Here is a 17,194-nt window from a genome sequence, read left to right as displayed (position 1 = left end):
ATGGCGCACGACGTAGATGCGATTGTGATCGGCGCGGGTCTTTCAGGGCTCGTCGCTGCCAGAGAGATGTTTCTTGGCGGAAAGCAAACTCTAGTTCTTGATCAGGAGTCTGAGCAAAATCTTGGCGGCCAGGCGTGGTGGTCATTTGGCGGTCTCTTTTTAGTGGACTCGCCGGAGCAGCGCCGGCTCGGGGTGAAAGATTCTTTTGCTCTCGCTTGGCAGGATTGGAAGGGCTCTGCTGCGTGGGATCGGCTTGCTGGGAAGCATCCGGAAGACGAATGGGCGGCCAAATGGGGCCGCGCCTATGTTGAGTGGGCTGCAGGCGAGAAGCGGTCATGGTTGGATCAGGTGGGAATTAAGCTGACCCCCGTCGTTGGATGGGCTGAACGGGGCGATTTAAGCCCCACCGGACACGGTAACTCAGTGCCCCGCTTTCACGTGCCATGGGGCACCGGCACAGGTGTTGTTGGCCCTTTTATTGACGCACTGCACGAAGCAGTCGCAGCTGGGAAAACTGAGGTGCGCTACCGGCACAGGGTCGAAGAAATAATCATTGAAGATGGCAGGGTGGCAGGCGTGCGTGGCAGCGTGCTCGCAGCTGATAACTGTGCCCGCGGCGAAGCCTCAAATAACACCGTGGTAGACGATTTTGAACTGCGCGCCGCAAATGTTATTGTCGCCTCTGGCGGTATCGGCGGAAACCACGAACTCATCCGTAAATACTGGCCAGAACGCTTAGGAAAGCCACCGCGCAAAATGCTCACCGGTGTTCCTGAGTATGTTGACGGGCGCATGCTTGATGTTGCTGCAGCTGCTGGCTCCCGGCTGGTTAACCGTGACCGCATGTGGCACTACACCGAGGGTGTCAAAAACTGGGATCCCGTCTGGCCCGGGCACGCAATTCGGATACTGCCCGGCCCTTCTCCTCTGTGGTTGGACGCACTCGGGCGGCGTCTACCGGCGCCCGGTTTACCGGGACACGACACTTTGAGCACTCTGCGCATGTTGCGCACCGATCCTGCTATTGCCGACTACGACCACAGCTGGTTTATTGTTTCAAGCACAGTGGCGGCAAAAGAGTTTGCCTTAAGCGGCAGTGAACAAAACCCCGACATCACAAACCATGATCGTAAACTGCTGCTCAAAACTCGCTTAGGGAAGGGTGTCCCTGCGCCGGTGCAGGCATTTATTGATTGGAGCGAAGATTGGGTTAGCGCTAATACTGTGACCGAGCTGGTGGCGAAGATGAATGCGCTAACCGATGAAGATTTACTTGATGCAGACAGCGTGCACCGGGTAATCGGGGCGCGGGATAATGAATTTGTCAACCCCTTCGCAAAAGACGCGCAGGCGATGAGCGTGCACAATTCACGCCGCTACATCGGAGACAAGCTATCGCGCACAACAAAACCGCACCGGCTGCTTGATCCAGAACACGGCCCGCTTATCGCAATAAAAATGTATATGATAACCCGGAAGTCGCTGGGTGGTATCCAGACCGACCTGCACTCACGCGCGCTCGACAGCTCAGGCAGTGTGATTCCCGGACTCTACGCCGTTGGCGAGGCTGCCGGATTCGGTGGCGGCGGCGTGCACGGATACAACGCACTAGAGGGCACTTTCCTCGGTGGTTGCCTGTTTAGCGGCCGAGCCGCAGGCCGCGCTGTTGTAGCAGACGGGTAGTTATAAATCACAAAACGGGGTGCGAGCCGTTTCCAGCAGATGGAAAACAGCTCGCACCCCGCTCTAAACGCAGTACTACCCCTACTGCTCCTGCCCGTTCTGCGCGATCGCTGCTGCGGCATCCGCCGCTGCCTGGCCGGCATCAACCTGCTGGCCCTCAATCTCGAAGACAAACTCACCGTCGACAAAATCAACCTTCAAGAGGCTGTTATCGGTAATCTCACCGGCAATAATCTTCTCTGAGATCGGATCTTCGATCATCCGCTGCACAGTGCGACGCAACGGACGCGCGCCCATCGCAGGGTCATAGCCAACTTCAGCCAGACGTTCGCGGGCTGCGTCAGTAACCTCCAGACCAATCTCACGGTCGAGCAGTCGCTCGCGCAGGTGTCGTACGAAGATACCAACAACCTGCAGGAGTTCGTCCTTCTTCAGCTGCGGGAACACGATGGTCTCATCGACACGGTTCAAGAACTCAGGCTTGAAGTGCTGCTTCAGCTCTTCGTTTACCTTACCGCGCATTGCTTCATAGCCGGCCTCGGTGTCTGCTCCCATTGAAAAACCGACCGGGCCGCCCGCAATGCCCTTTGAGCCGAGATTGGTGGTCATGATGATTACAGTGTTCTTGAAGTCAACTTCGCGCCCCTGACCGTCTGTCAGACGCCCCTCTTCGAGTATCTGCAACAGCGTGTTGAAAATATCCGGGTGCGCTTTCTCAACTTCATCAAACAAAATGACTGAGAATGGCTTGCGACGCACTTTCTCGGTCAGCTGCCCGCCCTCTTCATAACCGACGAATCCTGGTGCTGCACCAAACAGACGTGACACAGTGTGCTTCTCACCGTACTCTGACATGTCGAGAGAAATGAGTGAGTCTTCGTCGTCAAAGAGGAATTCAGCAAGCGCCTTAGCAAGCTCGGTTTTACCAACACCTGTGGGGCCAGCGAAAATGAATGAGCCTGAGGGGCGCTTCGGATCTTTCAAACCAGCTCGCTGGCGGCGGATCGTGCGAGAAAGCGCTGAAATTGCTTCGTTTTGGCCGATCACGCGTTCGTGCAGAGCATCCTCCATAAAACGCAGCCGAGCTGTCTCCTCCGCGGTCAGCTTAAAGACTGGAATGCCCGTCGCATTAGCCAGCACCTCAGCGATCACGCTCTCAGTTACGACACCAAACTCGCCGCCGTTGCCCGCCCGCAATTCTTTTTCAAGCTGCAGACGTTTACCGGTGAGCTGTTTTTCTTCGTCACGTTTTGTTGCGGCGAGGTTGTAATCCTGATCCTCAATAGCCTTTTCTTTGGCGGCGCGAGCGAGTTTAATCTGCTCTTCGAGCTCTTGTAACTCAGGCGGATTTGACAGTGCGCTCAGACGCAACCGAGCCCCGGCCTCATCAATAAGGTCAATAGCCTTGTCTGGCAGGAAGCGATCCTGAATATAGCGAGCTGACATATTTACAGCAGCTTCGATTGCCTCATCGGTGATCTTAACTTTGTGGAATTCCTCGTACTGCTTGCGCAGCCCCTTCAGAATGTTAATAGCGTGCGCCGGGGTTGGCTCATTCACCATTACCGATTGGAAGCGACGCTCTAAGGCGGCATCCTTCTCAAAGTGCTTGCGGAACTCATCAAGCGTTGTCGCACCAATAGTCTGCAGCTCGCCGCGTGCAAGCATTGGCTTCAGAATGTTTGCGGCGTCAATCGCGCCCTCTGCCGCACCCGCGCCAACCAGGGTGTGAATCTCGTCAATAAAGATAATGATGTCACCGCGGGTCCGGATCTCCTTCATCACCTTTTTCAAGCGTTCTTCAAAGTCACCGCGGTATCGACTACCGGCGATCAGAGAGCCAAGATCGAGCACATACAGCTTCTTATTTTTCAGAGTCTCCGGCACGCTGCCGCTCACAATAGCCTGCGCAAGACCCTCAATAACTGCGGTCTTACCGACCCCCGGTTCACCAATTAATACCGGGTTGTTCTTAGTGCGACGCGACAGAATCTGCATCACACGCTCAACCTCTTTTTCTCGCCCAACTACAGGATCGAGCTTGCCGTCACGCGCAGCCTGTGTCAGGTTGGTGCCAAATTTATCGAGAACCTGAGAGCCCTTTTCTTTGGCAGCATCAGACTCCCCGCCACCGACAGCCACTGGCTCTCGGCCGCTATCTTGATTGCCAGACAGCAGTTGGATCACGGTCTGCCGCGCACGGTTTAAGTCTGCGCCGAGTTTTACCAGCACCTGGGCTGCAACGCCCTCACCCTCACGCAACAAGCCCAGCAGCATATGCTCGGTGCCAATATAGTTGTGGCCGAGCTGGAGAGCTTCACGCAGGCTGAGCTCGAGCACCTTCTTTGCACGCGGAGTGAACGGGATGTGCCCTGACGGCGTTTGAGACCCCTTACCGATCATCTCAGTCACCTGTTCCCGCACGGCCTCGAGCGAAATCTCGAGCTGCTCGAGAGCCTTCGCGGCTACACCGCCGCCCTCATGAATCAGGCCGAGCAGGATGTGCTCAGTGCCGATGTAGTTATGATTGAGCAGTTTTGCCTCTTCCTGGGCAAGCACAATCACACGGCGCGCACGGTCTGTAAATCTCTCAAACATAGTTTCCTCCGTTTATCTGGTTACCACGATACGGGGGTTTAGCTTGAAATTGGGCGGTGTTCGCCGAGGGCTTACGTGAGCTGAAAATTACTACTGTAAAGAGCTAGTGAGACGGGCAACATTGTCAGCAAGCTGCGCAAAAATATTGCGCTTATTCCACTCTTCAAGAGTGAGCTCGCGAGAGTGCTCACGATAGTAGTCGTTCACACCGTCAAGGTCTGCCACAAAATCAGCTCCGTGCACCACGAGAGAAATTTCAAAGTTCAAGTTAAAGGAGCGCTGATCCATATTTGAGGATCCGATAACCGCGACATCATCATCCACCGTGAAATGTTTTGCGTGCAGGATAAAGGGCGGCCGGAACATGAAGATGCGCACATTCGCTTCTAACAGCTCCTCATAGTAAGAGCGCTGCGCATGGTAGACAACCGGTTGATCACCAATCTCTGAAACAAACAGCTCAACCTCAACACCCCGCGCAGTGGCAGCTTTAATGGCTGCCATAAGCGCACCATCCGGCACAAAATACGGGCTGGTGATGCTAATCCGGCGTCTGGCAGTGTACAGCAGCGCAACAAACACCTGCAGGTTGTTTTCTGTTGCATAACCAGGGCCAGACGGCAGCAGCTGTGTTTCTAAGCGAGATTCTTGGTGCACAACAGGAAACTCGTCGGTCGCAAAATCAAGCAGCTCCCCGCTCTCGGCGTACCAGTCTTTTAGAAACATCATGTCTAAGGCGAGCACAGTAGGCCCCTCAACGCGCACCATCAGATCTTTCCAGTGCAGACCACGCCAGCGGTTTTTAAGTTTGTTGTAGCTTGAGTCAATGAGGTTTTGCGAGCCCATAAAACCAATGCAGCCGTCAACGGTAAGCAGCTTGCGGTGGTTGCGCAGATCTGGGCGCTGATACTGCAGCCGCCAGGGCCTGAGCGGCAGCATGTAATAGAGTTCAGCGCCAATCTCATGCAGCTGTCTGCGGGTGCGCAACATGCCCGGGTTCATGATTGCAGCGACGTGGTCAATTAATACTCGCACTTTCACGCCTCGCGCTGTTGCGCGGCGGAGGGCAGAAAAAACCGGTTCAGTTGTGCTGTCGCTAACCAGAATATAAAACTCAACGTTAACGTGCGACTGAGCTAGATCTATCGCATCAGCCATCTGTTGAATCGACTCTTTGTAGTCGTAGTGCAAAGAGGCCTTATTGCCGCCGAGCATCGGGAATGCACCAAGTGCGCGGCCGATCCGCACCGCGTTTTCGAGCCCCTCCGAACGCGGCTCTGGGGGCAGCGGGAAACTCGCCACAGCTGCGTCGGTAATCGCCGCCTGCAATTTTTCGTGAATAAAGTCGTGTCGTGCACGACGGATCGCCGGCAAACGCCTGCTGCCGATAACGGCAAAAAGCAGTGCGCCAGGAATCGGGAGCGCAAAAATAAACAGCAGCCAGGCAGTGCCCGATGAGGGGCGACGATTTCGCGGCACAATAAAAAGCGCAAGAATACGAATAATCGTATCGATGACGACAACAAAAAGCGGCAACTGTTCCAGTAGTTGCAAGAGCAGACGCATAAACTACTCTTTCGGAGGCAGCCCCGCCTTTGCCCGCTCTTCAGCCTCAATTTGCTTATAAACTCGGCGCTCAGTGCGATCTGCGCGCAAAACAGCCCGCAAGATAATCCAGAGCACCAGACCCGCAAAAATTGTCGGAATCAGCGACCAAACAGCGTTACTCAACCAGTCCATACCTGCCACCCTACTTTACAAGCGGGAAGAGAATTGTTTCACGAATACCAAGACCCGTCAGCGCCATCAACAGACGATCCATGCCCATACCCATACCACCGGCGGGCGGCATACCATGCTCCATTGCGCGCAAGAACTCCTCATCAACGCGCATCGCCTCATCATCGCCTGCAGCACCCATTTTTGCCTGCTCGACAAAACGCTCCCGCTGCACAACAGGATCGGCAAGCTCTGAGTATCCGGTCGCCAACTCAAAACCGCGCACATAAAGATCCCACTTTTCGACAACACCCTCAATCGAGCGATGATGCCTGGTCAGCGGGCTTGTTTCTACTGGGAAGTCCATGACGAAAGTTGGCCTGTCGAGACCGTCTTTTACAAAGTGTTCCCACAGCTCTTCAACCAGCTTGCCGTGATTCGGAAGTTTCACCTCCACACCCTCCTTATCGGCGATTGCCTGGAGGTCAGCTGCTGAGGTTTGCGGTGTAATCTTCACGCCACAGGCATCTGAGAGGGTGTCGTACATTGAGATTCGATCCCAGTTGCCACCAAGATCAAAGAGCGTACCGTCTGCCCACTTCACAACATGCGTGCCCTCGCGGTCTGTGCCCTCATTAACCGCAAGCGCAGCATTTTGAATCAGCTCTTGAGTGAGGTCGGCGATGCCGTTGTAGTCGGTGTATGCCTGGTAAGACTCAAGCATCGCAAACTCAGGTGAGTGGGTTGAGTCGGCTCCTTCATTGCGGAAGTTGCGGTTGATTTCAAAAACTCTTTCCAAACCACCAACTAGCGCACGTTTTAGGTAAAGCTCCGGCGCGATACGCAGATACAGCTCAGTGTCAAAAGCGTTTGAGTGAGTGACGAAAGGCCTAGCTGAGGCGCCACCGTGCATCGTCTGCAGCATTGGGGTCTCAACCTCTACGAAGTCTTTCTCGGCGAAGGTTTTGCGCAAGCTCGCCATTGTTTTAGCGCGCGTCAGCACGTTTACACGCGCCTGCTCACGCACGATCAGATCAAGGTAGCGCTGCCGCACACGGGTTTCCTCGTTGAGGTCTTCGTTAAAGGCGTTTGGGAGCGGCGCAAGAGCCTTCGAAGCAATCTGCCAGTCAGCGACCATAACCGACAGCTCGCCGCGCCGACTGGAGATAACCTCACCTTTAACAAAGAGGTGATCACCCAGATCGACGAGCGCCTTGAAGTCTGCGAGTAGCTCTTCGCCCAATTCTGCTTGGCTAAACATTGCCTGAATACGGGTGCCGTCACCCGCCTGCAGCGCAGCAAAGCAAAGTTTACCGGTATTCCGCTGAAACACAACCCGGCCTGCGATACCTACAACCTCGCCAGATTTTTGATCCGGGCTTTCTGTCAGATGCTCCCACTTAGTGCGCACATTGCGAATTGTGTCTGTTACCGGCACTGTGACCGGATATGCACCACCTGCGAGGTCACCTGCAGCAATCAATTTTTCACGTTTTGCCATGCGCACAGCTTTTTGCTCGTGCACGTTCTGTTCGACACCCGATTCTGCTGCCTGCGACCGCTGCTCACCCATGTGTAGCAATCCTCCATTTGATAAAAATCTTTACCCGCCAATCTTAGCGCTTCCAGCTGTTTTCTAGCCTTGAAATCACAGCGTAGAAAAGCGGTGTGCCGAGCAACGCAGCACACGAGAATGCGCAAATATTATTCAGCCGAATACTGTTCCGCTACTCGCAGGGCTTCTGCGACAGCTGCGTTCACAACTCCGGCAACTATGCGCTCAGGCATTGCAACCCCGAGTTCGCGCAATCCGCTCACAGTTTGTTTCACAATTGCTGCGCTCATTTCGCGGGCGGCGTCTAGCATGTCGGCGTATGCCGGGCGATCCGTATCAGATATCACAACCGGCTCACCGCCCATTTCAACTGCGAGCGCCTGCCCAATAGGGAGCACTATATCGGGCGCAGTAACTGCAATTGTAGCCTCGTTCAGGCGCGCTAAATCGAGGCTCGTGCCAGTGAAAACCAGGGCCGGATGCAGCGCAAGCGGGATTGCTCCGACGGCCGTTGCGGGACTAAAAACTGAGTATCCGTGCTCTGGTGCGGTGTGCACGAGAAGCTGACCCGGCTGCCAAATTTTTGCCGTGGTAAGACCGGCAACTAACTGGGGCAGCTCGTGCCCGGGAATCGCGAAAAGCACCAACTGGGAGTTGCGCACAACAACATCCAGGGGCCTAACCGGCACACCTGGAAGCATTGATTCAACCCGCTCGCGGGCGGCGTCGTCACTTGCTGTAATCGCAGTAATCTCATGCCCCGCGCCGGCTAGCGCGCGCGCAAGCACCGGGCCGACTTTGCCGCTCCCGACAACGCCAACAGCCAAGCGTCCCGGCTTTTTATTCGGCACTCATACTCTCCCGTTTAATTGCTTCAACAATCTCGCTATTCACGCTCGTGAACGCTTCTTTCGCCGCAGCAATATCGAGAGCGTGCACAGTGTTCTTATTTACCGCACCAGTGCAGTGCACTGTTACCGCAGCTAGCCCAAACAGCCTGTGCCCGAAACTGCTGGCTACCGTTATCCCCTGCGCTAGCTCGAGTTTAATTAAGCTTGTCTGCCGCGGGGCGATTCCGCCACGCAGCGCCAGAAGCGGTGTTTTATCTTTCTCAGAAAAGATAAGCTCAGCACCCTCTCGATTTGGAGACCATAGCAGCAGTGGGAAGGCCTTCCGCTCGGCTTTATAGTTAAGTGGCTCAAGCTTCGCAAACTGCGCAACACGGGCAAGCTCTGTTTCTGTTACTCGACCCGGCAGAATCCAGGACACCAGCTGCTGCACTTGGGAGGCTGAAGCCGTTGGCATTACCTCATAAGACCGGCCAGCACCGACTGTTTGAAAACCTGAAGTGTAAATCCGCACTTTGTACCAGCCGGGAATTCGCCACAGCAACGGCTGGCTAACCGCAACAGTGTGCACACGATCCAACTTCACCGATTCTGACTTTGTCGTGGTCAGACCTGAGCGCATCCTTAGCTCGCGCTCCTGCACCTGAACTGCGGTATTCCACTGCTTATTCAACGCTCCTATTAACTGCGCGCCGAAAACAAACAGCATCGGCACCACAACAGGTATTAAGAGCAGGAGCGAATCACCTTTATCTTTGATGAAAAACCCAAGCACAATTGACCCAACGGTCAACGTAAGCACGATAATAATAAGCGGCAGCTTCAGGAGATAGCCCAAAATTAAACGCCCGGTATCCTGTTTTAATGCTTCGCCGTCAAGATCTTGGTCGATAACGTCTTTGGCGCGATCCGCAAGCAGAGAAGATTGCGTCTCTGCCACACCTGCGTCCTCAGCTTCCTGCACGGCGGCAGCAACATCGCTATCGGACACGATGTCTTTTTCTACCAGTAACAGCAAAAGATCCCGTCGCAGCTCAACAGCCTCAGCGTGCGCTAAATACTGCAACTGCATATCTCCTGCGGCTGTGCCGATGCGCAGAGCTGTCAGCCCGAATACGCGAGCCAAAAAAGGCCGCTCTAAGTCAACAGCCTGAATCCGGTTGAGCGTTGTTTCTTTGCGCCCGCGAAAGATCACACCCGTGCGAAGCTCAATCGTGTTCTCGGTGATCCGGAACTTAGTGAACCGCCAACTCAGCCACGAAAAAAATGCGATCAGCAGCAAAACCGCGAGAACACCGCCGGTAATAATCAACCAACCCAGCTGCGCATGACTGGCAAACTGCAGAGCATCATCAACCGGGTCGCCGCCCTCGACTGCATAATCGTCAACTCCGAGCACTTTATAAAGATTGTTTAAAATCAGGTCTCGCATGTTTGCTAGCAACAACCCAATAACAATCAGCAGCGTGAAACCGGCACGCAAAATAGGTGACAGCGGATGCAGCTTCCGCCAGTCGTGAGTCATCTCAGCCATTTATGCTTAAACCCCGCTGCGTCGAGATTCAGCTACGCTAATCAGCTCATCACGCAAGCGATCAGCATCTTCAGCTGACAGTCCGGGCAGCACCTGTGTGCCGCTTGCTGCCGCAGTTAAAAACTTTAGTGACGCTAAGCCGAGCTTACGCTGCAGCGGCCCCTGGCTGATATCCACCAGCTGCAAGCGCCCGTAAGGCACCGCACTGGTGCGCTGAAAGAGGAGGCCGCGCCGAAACACAAAATCATCCTGACGCATCACCCAGCCCATTGTGCGCACCCTCCTAAAGGCAAGGGCGGCGTTACAGAGAAACAACCCCGCGATAACTAGCGCCATATATCTAGCCCACGCAGGGATCCACTCGAAAAAACCACCGAGCCCGTGCTCCGCGTCAATTATGGGCAGCACAAACACGAGGGCAAAAAGGAGAACAGGAATTAAATTGCCCACCAAATCAACCCACGCGTAACGCGCATCAAGACGATTCCAGACGCCACGCTCATAGGGCCAGTCATCCTTCGGGCCGAGTGGTTTCACCGCAGAACCGGTGGTTTTAAACGCCCGAATTTCGGGATCTTCTGGCACCGCATCCATAAATGTCTCCCTCAGTTTAAGACTACCCGACCCATTATAGTAAGCAGCAAATGCGCTATCTCAGAGCTTCGCTTCACTGGATAATGACTCGGGAACAACATCGGGCAGTGTATCCGGATCCGCATCACGCCCGCTGTCTCCATCGTCTGAGCCCGGCGGCACTTTGCACATCCGCTCTACCAGCGGTGCAATAACCCAGAGCAGCGCTCCTGTTAGCAGCAGCGCCACCATCGGCAGCCACAGTTCGGCAGCCGTTTCAGCCAAGCGCGGCGCCACCCAAATAAAGAGACCAAGCCCGAAACCAGTCCAGAATGCCCCGAGAATCTGCCCTGCGCGACTCGCCGCCAACAGCCGAACTGCCACAAACGGATCGGGCCGTTTCTCTCGCTCTAACAGACGCTTACGCAGCTGCAACCCCGTGATCAGCAGCACCACTGCGACAGCCACTAACAGCACCGCCAGCAGATAGCTCGGTGAGAGCAGGGGATGCCCGAAGTTGGTGCGCAGTTGCTGCGCGAGGTAGCCGGCTGCTACGGCAAACACTGCTGTCAAAAAACCCCACCGCAGCGGTAGCGTCTGGTTATACACGCTCACCACCCGCGCTTTCATTTTCTGTGTAGGGAAGTGTTGTATCGCCGATCCGCTCGAGCAGATTCGCCACACGTCCGTGCCTGAGCAGCACCGCATTCGGATCGAGCGCGAGCCACGGCGACAGCACAAAGTCCCGCTCGTGTGCGTGTGGATGCGGCAGGGTGAGTTCCGGGGTGCGCTGCACCAGACCGGCATAGCTAATCACATCAATATCTAGTGTGCGATCTCCCCACCGGGCTGTGCGGGTGCGGCCGTATTTTGTTTCCACCTGCTGCACAAGTCGCAGTAGCGCCAGAGGTTCTAAGGTGGTGACAGCCTGCGCCACCCCGTTTAAGTAGCGCGGCGCTTCCGGGTCGGGGCCGTGCTCAGTAAGCGCGATTGTTTCACGCAAGGGGCTAGATTCAAACTCATGAATCTCGAGGTGCGCGGCCAGTTCAGCCTGCGCAGCACGAATTGCACCAGCACGATCGCCGAGATTGGCACCGAAGGCCAGCAAAATAGGCGCTATCTGTCGCACTGCTCCCCCATTTTTTCTCTGCTTATGGTGATGCTCACATCGGTAAAATTCTTGCGGATCGGCGCTTCGGGTTTGTGCACAGTGATCTCTGCCGCCGCTACACCAGTGAATTGCAGTGCCACATGAACGAGACGGTCAGCAAGCGTCTCGATCAAATCTACCGGCGCGGTGGCTGCTGTTTTATGCAGAGCCTCTGCCAAATCTCCATAGTGCACAGTGTTTTGCAGACTGTCTGCCGCATCGCCGGCAAGCTTCTCGAGGGTGACCGTTGCGTCTATCAAGAATTTTTGCCCTTTTTCGCGCTCGAAGTCGAAAACTCCGTGATGGGCAAAAACTTCCAGACCGGTCAGCGTTATACGGTCTGCGACCGGTGCTTTATGCTGCGCAACAGAGGCGGGAATATCAGCAGGCAGACCTGCTTTTACAGTGTGCAGTTTCTGCGCAACTTTCACGGTATCGCTCGAAGCTTTAACATTGTGCACGCGCACACCCCACACACCCGCTGCAGCACAGTGCATGGAGACTGCTGCAGTGGCGACATCTCGCGCATCTGGTGGCGCACCGTGCAAGAGGTCTGCGAGCATTCGTTTGCGGCTTGCTCCGATTAACAGCGGGACGTTCAATACTTTAAACTCTTGCAGGCGGCTTAAAATTTCCCAACACTGTTCGGTGTTTTTATCGAATCCGAGGCCCGGATCTAACACGATCCGTTCTGGCGCAATACCCGCAGTGATCGCGTCAGCTACGCGATCCGCAAGATCCGCAATAACATCTGTAACCACATCACGATACTGATCTCGATACTCGGTTGCGCTTGGAAAACCTCGCCAGTGCCCCGCAATATAGTGTGCTGCGCTGTCGGCTACCACTCGTAAAATTTTCGGATCGTGCAAACCACCGGAAACATCGTTAATGTACTGCACACCCGCAGCAATCGCGCGCTGTGCAGTTGCTGCGTGCACGGTATCGACAGACACGGTGATACCGAGCGACACCAGTGTTTTTACAACGTCAGCGATCCGCTCCCACTCTGTATCTGGGTCGACACGCACTGAACCGGGCCGGGTGCTCTCACCCCCGACGTCAATAATCTCGGCTCCGGCCGCAACCATCTCGCGCGCCCGTGCAACAGCGGCGGCAGTATCGACATAACTACCGCCATCACTAAAGCTGTCCGGGGTGAGGTTTAGCACCCCCATAATAAGTGTCATGGCTCACTCCTGCGCAGTTGTTCGAGCGCGATTAGTCGCTGCGCTGGCTCATCTAAAACGCCACGCGACACGGTCGTCACAGCGGTTGCCTGTGTTTCGCGCGGGCCGCGCGCCGAAACACAGCCGTGCCGGGCTTCTATAAACACCAGCACGCCGCGGGCGTCAAGCCCCGCCATCACTCCGTCAGCAATCTCCGATGTGATGCGCTCCTGCATTTGCAGACGCAGCGCGACGGTCTGCACGAGACGCGAGAAAGAACCAAAACCGGCAACCCTACTGCCTGGCACATAGGCAATATCGATACTGCCGCTAAAAGGCAGCAGATGATGCTCGCACAGGCTCGTGAACTGCAGGCCTTTGAGCGCCACTATTTCATCTTTGGCAGCAACCTGCTCCAGTTGCATTGCGGTATCGAAAACAGCGGCTGCGTCGCGGTTTTTCCCAGAAACAAATTCGGCTAGAGTGTCAGCGACCCTGGCTGGCGTGCCACTCAATCTGGCTGATGTCGGATCCTCACCAAGGGCGTGCAACAGCTGCGCAACAGCTGCAGCTGCGGCCCTATGATCCACAGTCATTTCGATTACTCTGTTTCTGATTCTTCGTCGCCGTCTGCCTGCGCCTCTGAGATCTCAGCAACCGGCACATCGGTTATAGCAGCAGTGGGTATCGCAATCGGGGGTTGCGTTGAAACCGGACGGTCCGCGCTTGACAGCCAGGTTGGGCGCGGCGCGAGCTTCTCGACATCTTTGAAGATCTCGGCAATCTGGTTGTGGTCGAGAGTTTCTTTTTCGAGCAGTTCAGCAGCAAGCCGGTCGAGGATGTGGCGGTTCTTAGTGAGCACCTCATAGGCCTCGTTGTGCGCCTGCTCAATAATTTCACGCACCTCTTCGTCGATACGCTGAGCTACCTGCCCAGAGTATTTTGGCGCGCCACCTCCAGCTGCCCCCATAAACGGTGACACGTCTGCATCGCCGAATTTGATAGGGCCGAGCGTTGCTGACATACCGTAGTCGGTAACCATGCGGCGCGCTGTTGCGGTTGCTTTGTCGATATCGTTTCCCGCGCCGGTTGTTGGATCGTGGAAAACAAGCTCTTCGGCAACGCGCCCACCAAGCGCGTAAGCGATCTGGTCGAGCAGCTCATTGCGGCTGACAGAAACCTTATCGTCAAGCGGCACAACCAGGGTGTATCCGAGCGCCCGCCCGCGCGGCAGAATTGTGATTTTTGTGACGGGGTCGGTGTGGTTGAGACCGGCCGCCACCAGCGCGTGACCGCCCTCATGATATGCGGTCACCAGGCGCTCGTGATCTTTCATAATGCGCGTGCGACGCTGCGGGCCCGCCATCACACGGTCAATTGCCTCATCTAAGGCGCGATTATCGATTAGTTGCGCGTTAGAGCGTGCGGTGAGCAGAGCTGCCTCGTTCAGGACGTTTGCCAAATCAGCTCCCGTGTAGCCGGGAGTTTTGCGGGCAACCGCTTCTAGATCAACGCTTGGAGCAAGCGGCTTCCCCTTCGCATGCACCTCAAGAATTGCTTTACGCCCCTTTAGGGATGGTGCGTCAACACCGATCTGACGGTCAAAGCGGCCGGGGCGCAGCAGCGCTGGATCGAGGGTGTCGGCACGGTTGGTAGCCGCGATCACAATAACGTTAACTTTCGGGTCGAAACCGTCCATCTCGACAAGGAGCTGGTTCAGCGTCTGCTCACGTTCGTCGTGGCCGCCGCCCATGCCGTGCCCGCGGCGCTGGCCAACAGCGTCGATTTCGTCAACGAAAATAATCGCAGGCGCGTTTGCTTTCGCTTCTTTAAAAAGGTCGCGCACGCGACTAGCGCCAACGCCGACGAACATTTCAACGAAATCTGAGCCTGAAATGGAGTAGAAAGGCACCCCTGCTTCACCCGCTACCGCTCGTGCAAGCAGCGTCTTACCTGTGCCCGGAGGCCCGTAGAGCAGCACTCCCTTTGGCACGCGCGCACCGACTGCTTGGAAGCGTGCGGCGTCCTGCAGGAAGTCTTTGATTTCCTCAAGCTCTTCAACGGCCTCTTCAGCGCCGGCCACATCTGTAAAGCGCACCTGCGGGGTTTCTTTCGAGGCAAGTCGGGCGCGAGATTTGCCGAACTGGGCCATTCGACCGCCGCCACCTGCAGCATTCATGAAGAACCAGAATAAGAGCCCCAGCATCAAAAGCGGGAACAGAAGTTGCAGGATCGTCCACAGTGCGCTTGGGCGAGCTACCGAGTCAGTGAATTCTTCATCGATGTTCGCGCTGTTTACCGCTGCGATAACGTCAGGCTGACGGCCGTCGACGTAGAAGAAGTGGACGCTGGTAGCGCCGGTTTTTTCTTCGGGTCGTGTAAGCTCCAGATTTACTTTTTGCTCACCGTCAACTATTTCAACTTTTTTTAGTTCTGCGTCTGCTAATAGGGAGAGCCCCTGCTCGGTGCTAATGCGCGGATTATTGCCCGCTGTCAGCATATTTAAACCGATTAGGGTAATCAGCACCGCAACCATCGCGTAAATAAATGGGGCACGCTGGAAAAACTTCCGCTTCTTTTTAACTTCAGCCACGCAGAAGCCTCACTTTCGAAAATATCGTTGCTGCCTAATTTATCCCAGCAAATGCTGCCCGCGCCTGAATGTTTGCCAGAGGCGAACTGCAAACAGTGTCACAGTAACTAAAGATTCGTGCACAAAAACACAGTTTTATGAGTAAACGTACGGTGCGAGAATCGCCACATCACGTAAATTGCGGTATTTTTCGGCGTAGTCGAGGCCGTACCCAACAACAAACTCATTTGGAATGTCAAAGCCTACGTATTCAACATCAATGTCTACTTTTAGCGCATCTGGTTTGCGCAGCATTGTGCAGATTTTGACACTCTTCGCGCCGCGAGTGAGCAGATTCTCTTTCAGCCATGACAGCGTAAGACCCGAGTCAATGATGTCTTCAACGATTAGCACTGCACGATCTGTTAGGTCAGCATCCAGGTCTTTTAGAATGCGCACCACACCGGAAGATTTTGTGCCCGCCCCATAGCTTGACACCGCCATCCAGTCCATTTCGGCTTGAAAACGCAATTCGCGAGCGAGATCTGCCATAACCATCACCGCGCCTTTTAGCACACCAACCAACAGCGGTGGTTGATCCCCATAGTCTGCCTCGATGTCGCGTGCGAGCTCACTCAGCCGCTGTTTCAGCTCAGCCTCGGTGTGCAAGATTTCAGATAGTTCGTTTCCTAGTGCGCTTGCGTCCATAAATTCAGTTTACTGTGCCGCTGACTGCAACACACGGAGCATAAAAAGTCGCTTCCCCTGCCGCCAGACACGCACTCCGGGCAGCTGCAGCATCTGCTGGCCGTGCCAATTTTCTAAAAGCGCCATAACCTCTTCTGTGTGCTTAAAAGTAACTTCTTCGGCACCCGCATCGATGAGCAACTGCCGCAGCACACGTTTTGCAATCGCCCGCGGCTCACTTTCAAGGGTGCGGATCGGCACAACTGTCGGTGTATCCTGCCCGCCCTGCACAAAATGGTCATGCTGCTGTAGTGCGTCAAGCACCTTGGCGGCGAACAGGTCGAGCGCATCAGCATCTTCACGCGCAAGCTGCGCCGAACGCGCCAACCCCGCGATTACGCCGCTGCCAAGCTCCCTGGCAAATACTGGCAAAACTGTTTGGCGCACACGCACGCGAGTGTATCTCGGATCTTCGTTGTGCGGATCACTCCAGTAGCTAAGCCCCTGCGCCAGGCAGGCAGCTTCTGTTTCAGCGCGGGTTACGCTTAAAAATGGTCGTTTAATTATGCCCCGTTCGGGCGCAATACCCGACAGCGCACGAGTTCCCGAACCGCGCACCAGGCCCAAAAGCACCTGTTCTGTTTGATCGTTTTTGGTGTGCCCCGTAAACAGTGCGGTAGCACCGATTTTTGCGCAGTAATCCGCGAGTGCCGCATAGCGGGCCCGGCGCGCGTCAGCCTCTATGCCTTTACCGGAATATGTCACCTCGACAGCCTGAACCTCGCTAATTAACCCCATGCCGCTAGCCTGCTGCGCTGCCGTTCGAGCAACGCGCGCTGAATCAGGCTGTAGTTGGTGGTCGACAACCACAGCATGCGCTTGCAGCCCCCGGCGAGGCGCTTCAAACGCAACAGCGGCTGCGAGCGCGAGCGAGTCTGCACCTCCTGAGAGCGCGACCACTAGAGGCCCGAATTCCGGCAGGTTTTTACGCACTGCGTTACGGGTTTTTGCAACAACCGGAGCTAATTTACCGCCCATAGGTCTTAAGCGTAGTCGGAAAATAAACAGGCACTTAGTAAACTGGCGCAGTAGGCGTTTTTGCGATG

15 protein-coding genes are annotated in these 17,194 nt (G+C 55.4%); 1 reads left to right on the top strand and 14 read right to left on the bottom strand.

Annotation, left to right across the window (positions count from 1 at the left end):
• Positions 1-1,683 (top strand): FAD-binding dehydrogenase, encoded by a 1,683-nt coding sequence (locus tag HCR00_RS04960; protein ID WP_167143290.1) that lies wholly within the window; start codon positions 1-3, stop codon positions 1,681-1,683.
• A gap of 81 nt (positions 1,684-1,764) precedes the next feature.
• Here the strand turns inward: HCR00_RS04960 and HCR00_RS04955 are convergent, their stop codons facing one another.
• From HCR00_RS04955 to tilS, 14 genes are all read right to left on the bottom strand, one after another.
• A complete protein-coding gene (locus HCR00_RS04955) occupies positions 1,765-4,281 on the bottom strand; it encodes an ATP-dependent Clp protease ATP-binding subunit (protein WP_167143287.1) in 2,517 nt (838 codons plus the stop codon).
• A 90-nt stretch (positions 4,282-4,371) separates the two neighbouring features.
• Positions 4,372-5,847, bottom strand: a complete 1,476-nt coding sequence (cls, locus tag HCR00_RS04950) for a cardiolipin synthase (protein WP_167143285.1) — start codon at positions 5,845-5,847, stop codon at positions 4,372-4,374.
• 3 nt (positions 5,848-5,850) lie between these two features.
• Entirely contained in the window at positions 5,851-6,021 is a 171-nt protein-coding gene (locus HCR00_RS04945; RefSeq protein ID WP_166985783.1) for a hypothetical protein, read from the bottom strand.
• A 10-nt stretch (positions 6,022-6,031) separates the two neighbouring features.
• Complete coding sequence (gene lysS / locus HCR00_RS04940; protein WP_167143282.1) at positions 6,032-7,573, bottom strand: lysine--tRNA ligase; 1,542 nt, start codon at positions 7,571-7,573, stop codon at positions 6,032-6,034.
• 131 nt (positions 7,574-7,704) lie between these two features.
• Complete coding sequence (locus tag HCR00_RS04935) at positions 7,705-8,406, bottom strand: DUF2520 domain-containing protein (RefSeq protein WP_167143276.1); 702 nt, start codon at positions 8,404-8,406, stop codon at positions 7,705-7,707.
• Positions 8,396-9,937 (bottom strand): PH domain-containing protein, encoded by a 1,542-nt coding sequence (locus HCR00_RS04930; protein WP_167143273.1) that lies wholly within the window; start codon positions 9,935-9,937, stop codon positions 8,396-8,398. The genes HCR00_RS04935 and HCR00_RS04930 overlap by 11 nt, the downstream gene beginning before the upstream one ends.
• 6 nt (positions 9,938-9,943) lie before the next feature.
• Positions 9,944-10,531, bottom strand: coding sequence for a PH domain-containing protein (locus HCR00_RS04925; protein ID WP_167143271.1), 588 nt, complete (start codon positions 10,529-10,531; stop codon positions 9,944-9,946).
• A 60-nt stretch (positions 10,532-10,591) separates the two neighbouring features.
• A complete protein-coding gene (locus tag HCR00_RS04920) occupies positions 10,592-11,125 on the bottom strand; it encodes a DUF3180 domain-containing protein (protein ID WP_166985794.1) in 534 nt (177 codons plus the stop codon).
• Positions 11,112-11,639: a 2-amino-4-hydroxy-6-hydroxymethyldihydropteridine diphosphokinase gene (gene folK, locus HCR00_RS04915; protein ID WP_167143268.1), complete on the bottom strand. Its 528-nt coding sequence runs from the start codon at positions 11,637-11,639 to the stop codon at positions 11,112-11,114. Before folK ends, HCR00_RS04920 begins: the two co-directional genes overlap by 14 nt.
• Positions 11,627-12,850, bottom strand: coding sequence for a dihydropteroate synthase (gene folP / locus HCR00_RS04910; RefSeq protein ID WP_208317300.1), 1,224 nt, complete (start codon positions 12,848-12,850; stop codon positions 11,627-11,629). Before folP ends, folK begins: the two co-directional genes overlap by 13 nt.
• Positions 12,847-13,425 carry a GTP cyclohydrolase I gene (gene folE / locus HCR00_RS04905; RefSeq protein ID WP_167143265.1) on the bottom strand — a complete coding sequence of 193 codons (579 nt, stop codon included), beginning with the start codon at positions 13,423-13,425 and terminating at the stop codon, positions 12,847-12,849. The genes folP and folE overlap by 4 nt, the downstream gene beginning before the upstream one ends.
• A 5-nt stretch (positions 13,426-13,430) precedes the next feature.
• Positions 13,431-15,365, bottom strand: coding sequence for an ATP-dependent zinc metalloprotease FtsH (ftsH, locus tag HCR00_RS04900; protein ID WP_167143467.1), 1,935 nt, complete (start codon positions 15,363-15,365; stop codon positions 13,431-13,433).
• 192 nt (positions 15,366-15,557) lie between these two features.
• Complete coding sequence (hpt, locus tag HCR00_RS04895) at positions 15,558-16,109, bottom strand: hypoxanthine phosphoribosyltransferase (RefSeq protein ID WP_167143260.1); 552 nt, start codon at positions 16,107-16,109, stop codon at positions 15,558-15,560.
• A gap of 9 nt (positions 16,110-16,118) precedes the next feature.
• Positions 16,119-17,126 carry a tRNA lysidine(34) synthetase TilS gene (tilS, locus tag HCR00_RS04890; RefSeq protein ID WP_167143257.1) on the bottom strand — a complete coding sequence of 336 codons (1,008 nt, stop codon included), beginning with the start codon at positions 17,124-17,126 and terminating at the stop codon, positions 16,119-16,121.
• Positions 17,127-17,194: the final 68 nt, after the last annotated feature.

The organism is Canibacter zhoujuaniae (genome assembly GCF_011752005.1).
Lineage (GTDB): Bacteria > Actinomycetota > Actinomycetes > Actinomycetales > Microbacteriaceae > Canibacter > Canibacter zhoujuaniae.
This window is presented reverse-complemented; position numbering and strand designations above follow the sequence as displayed.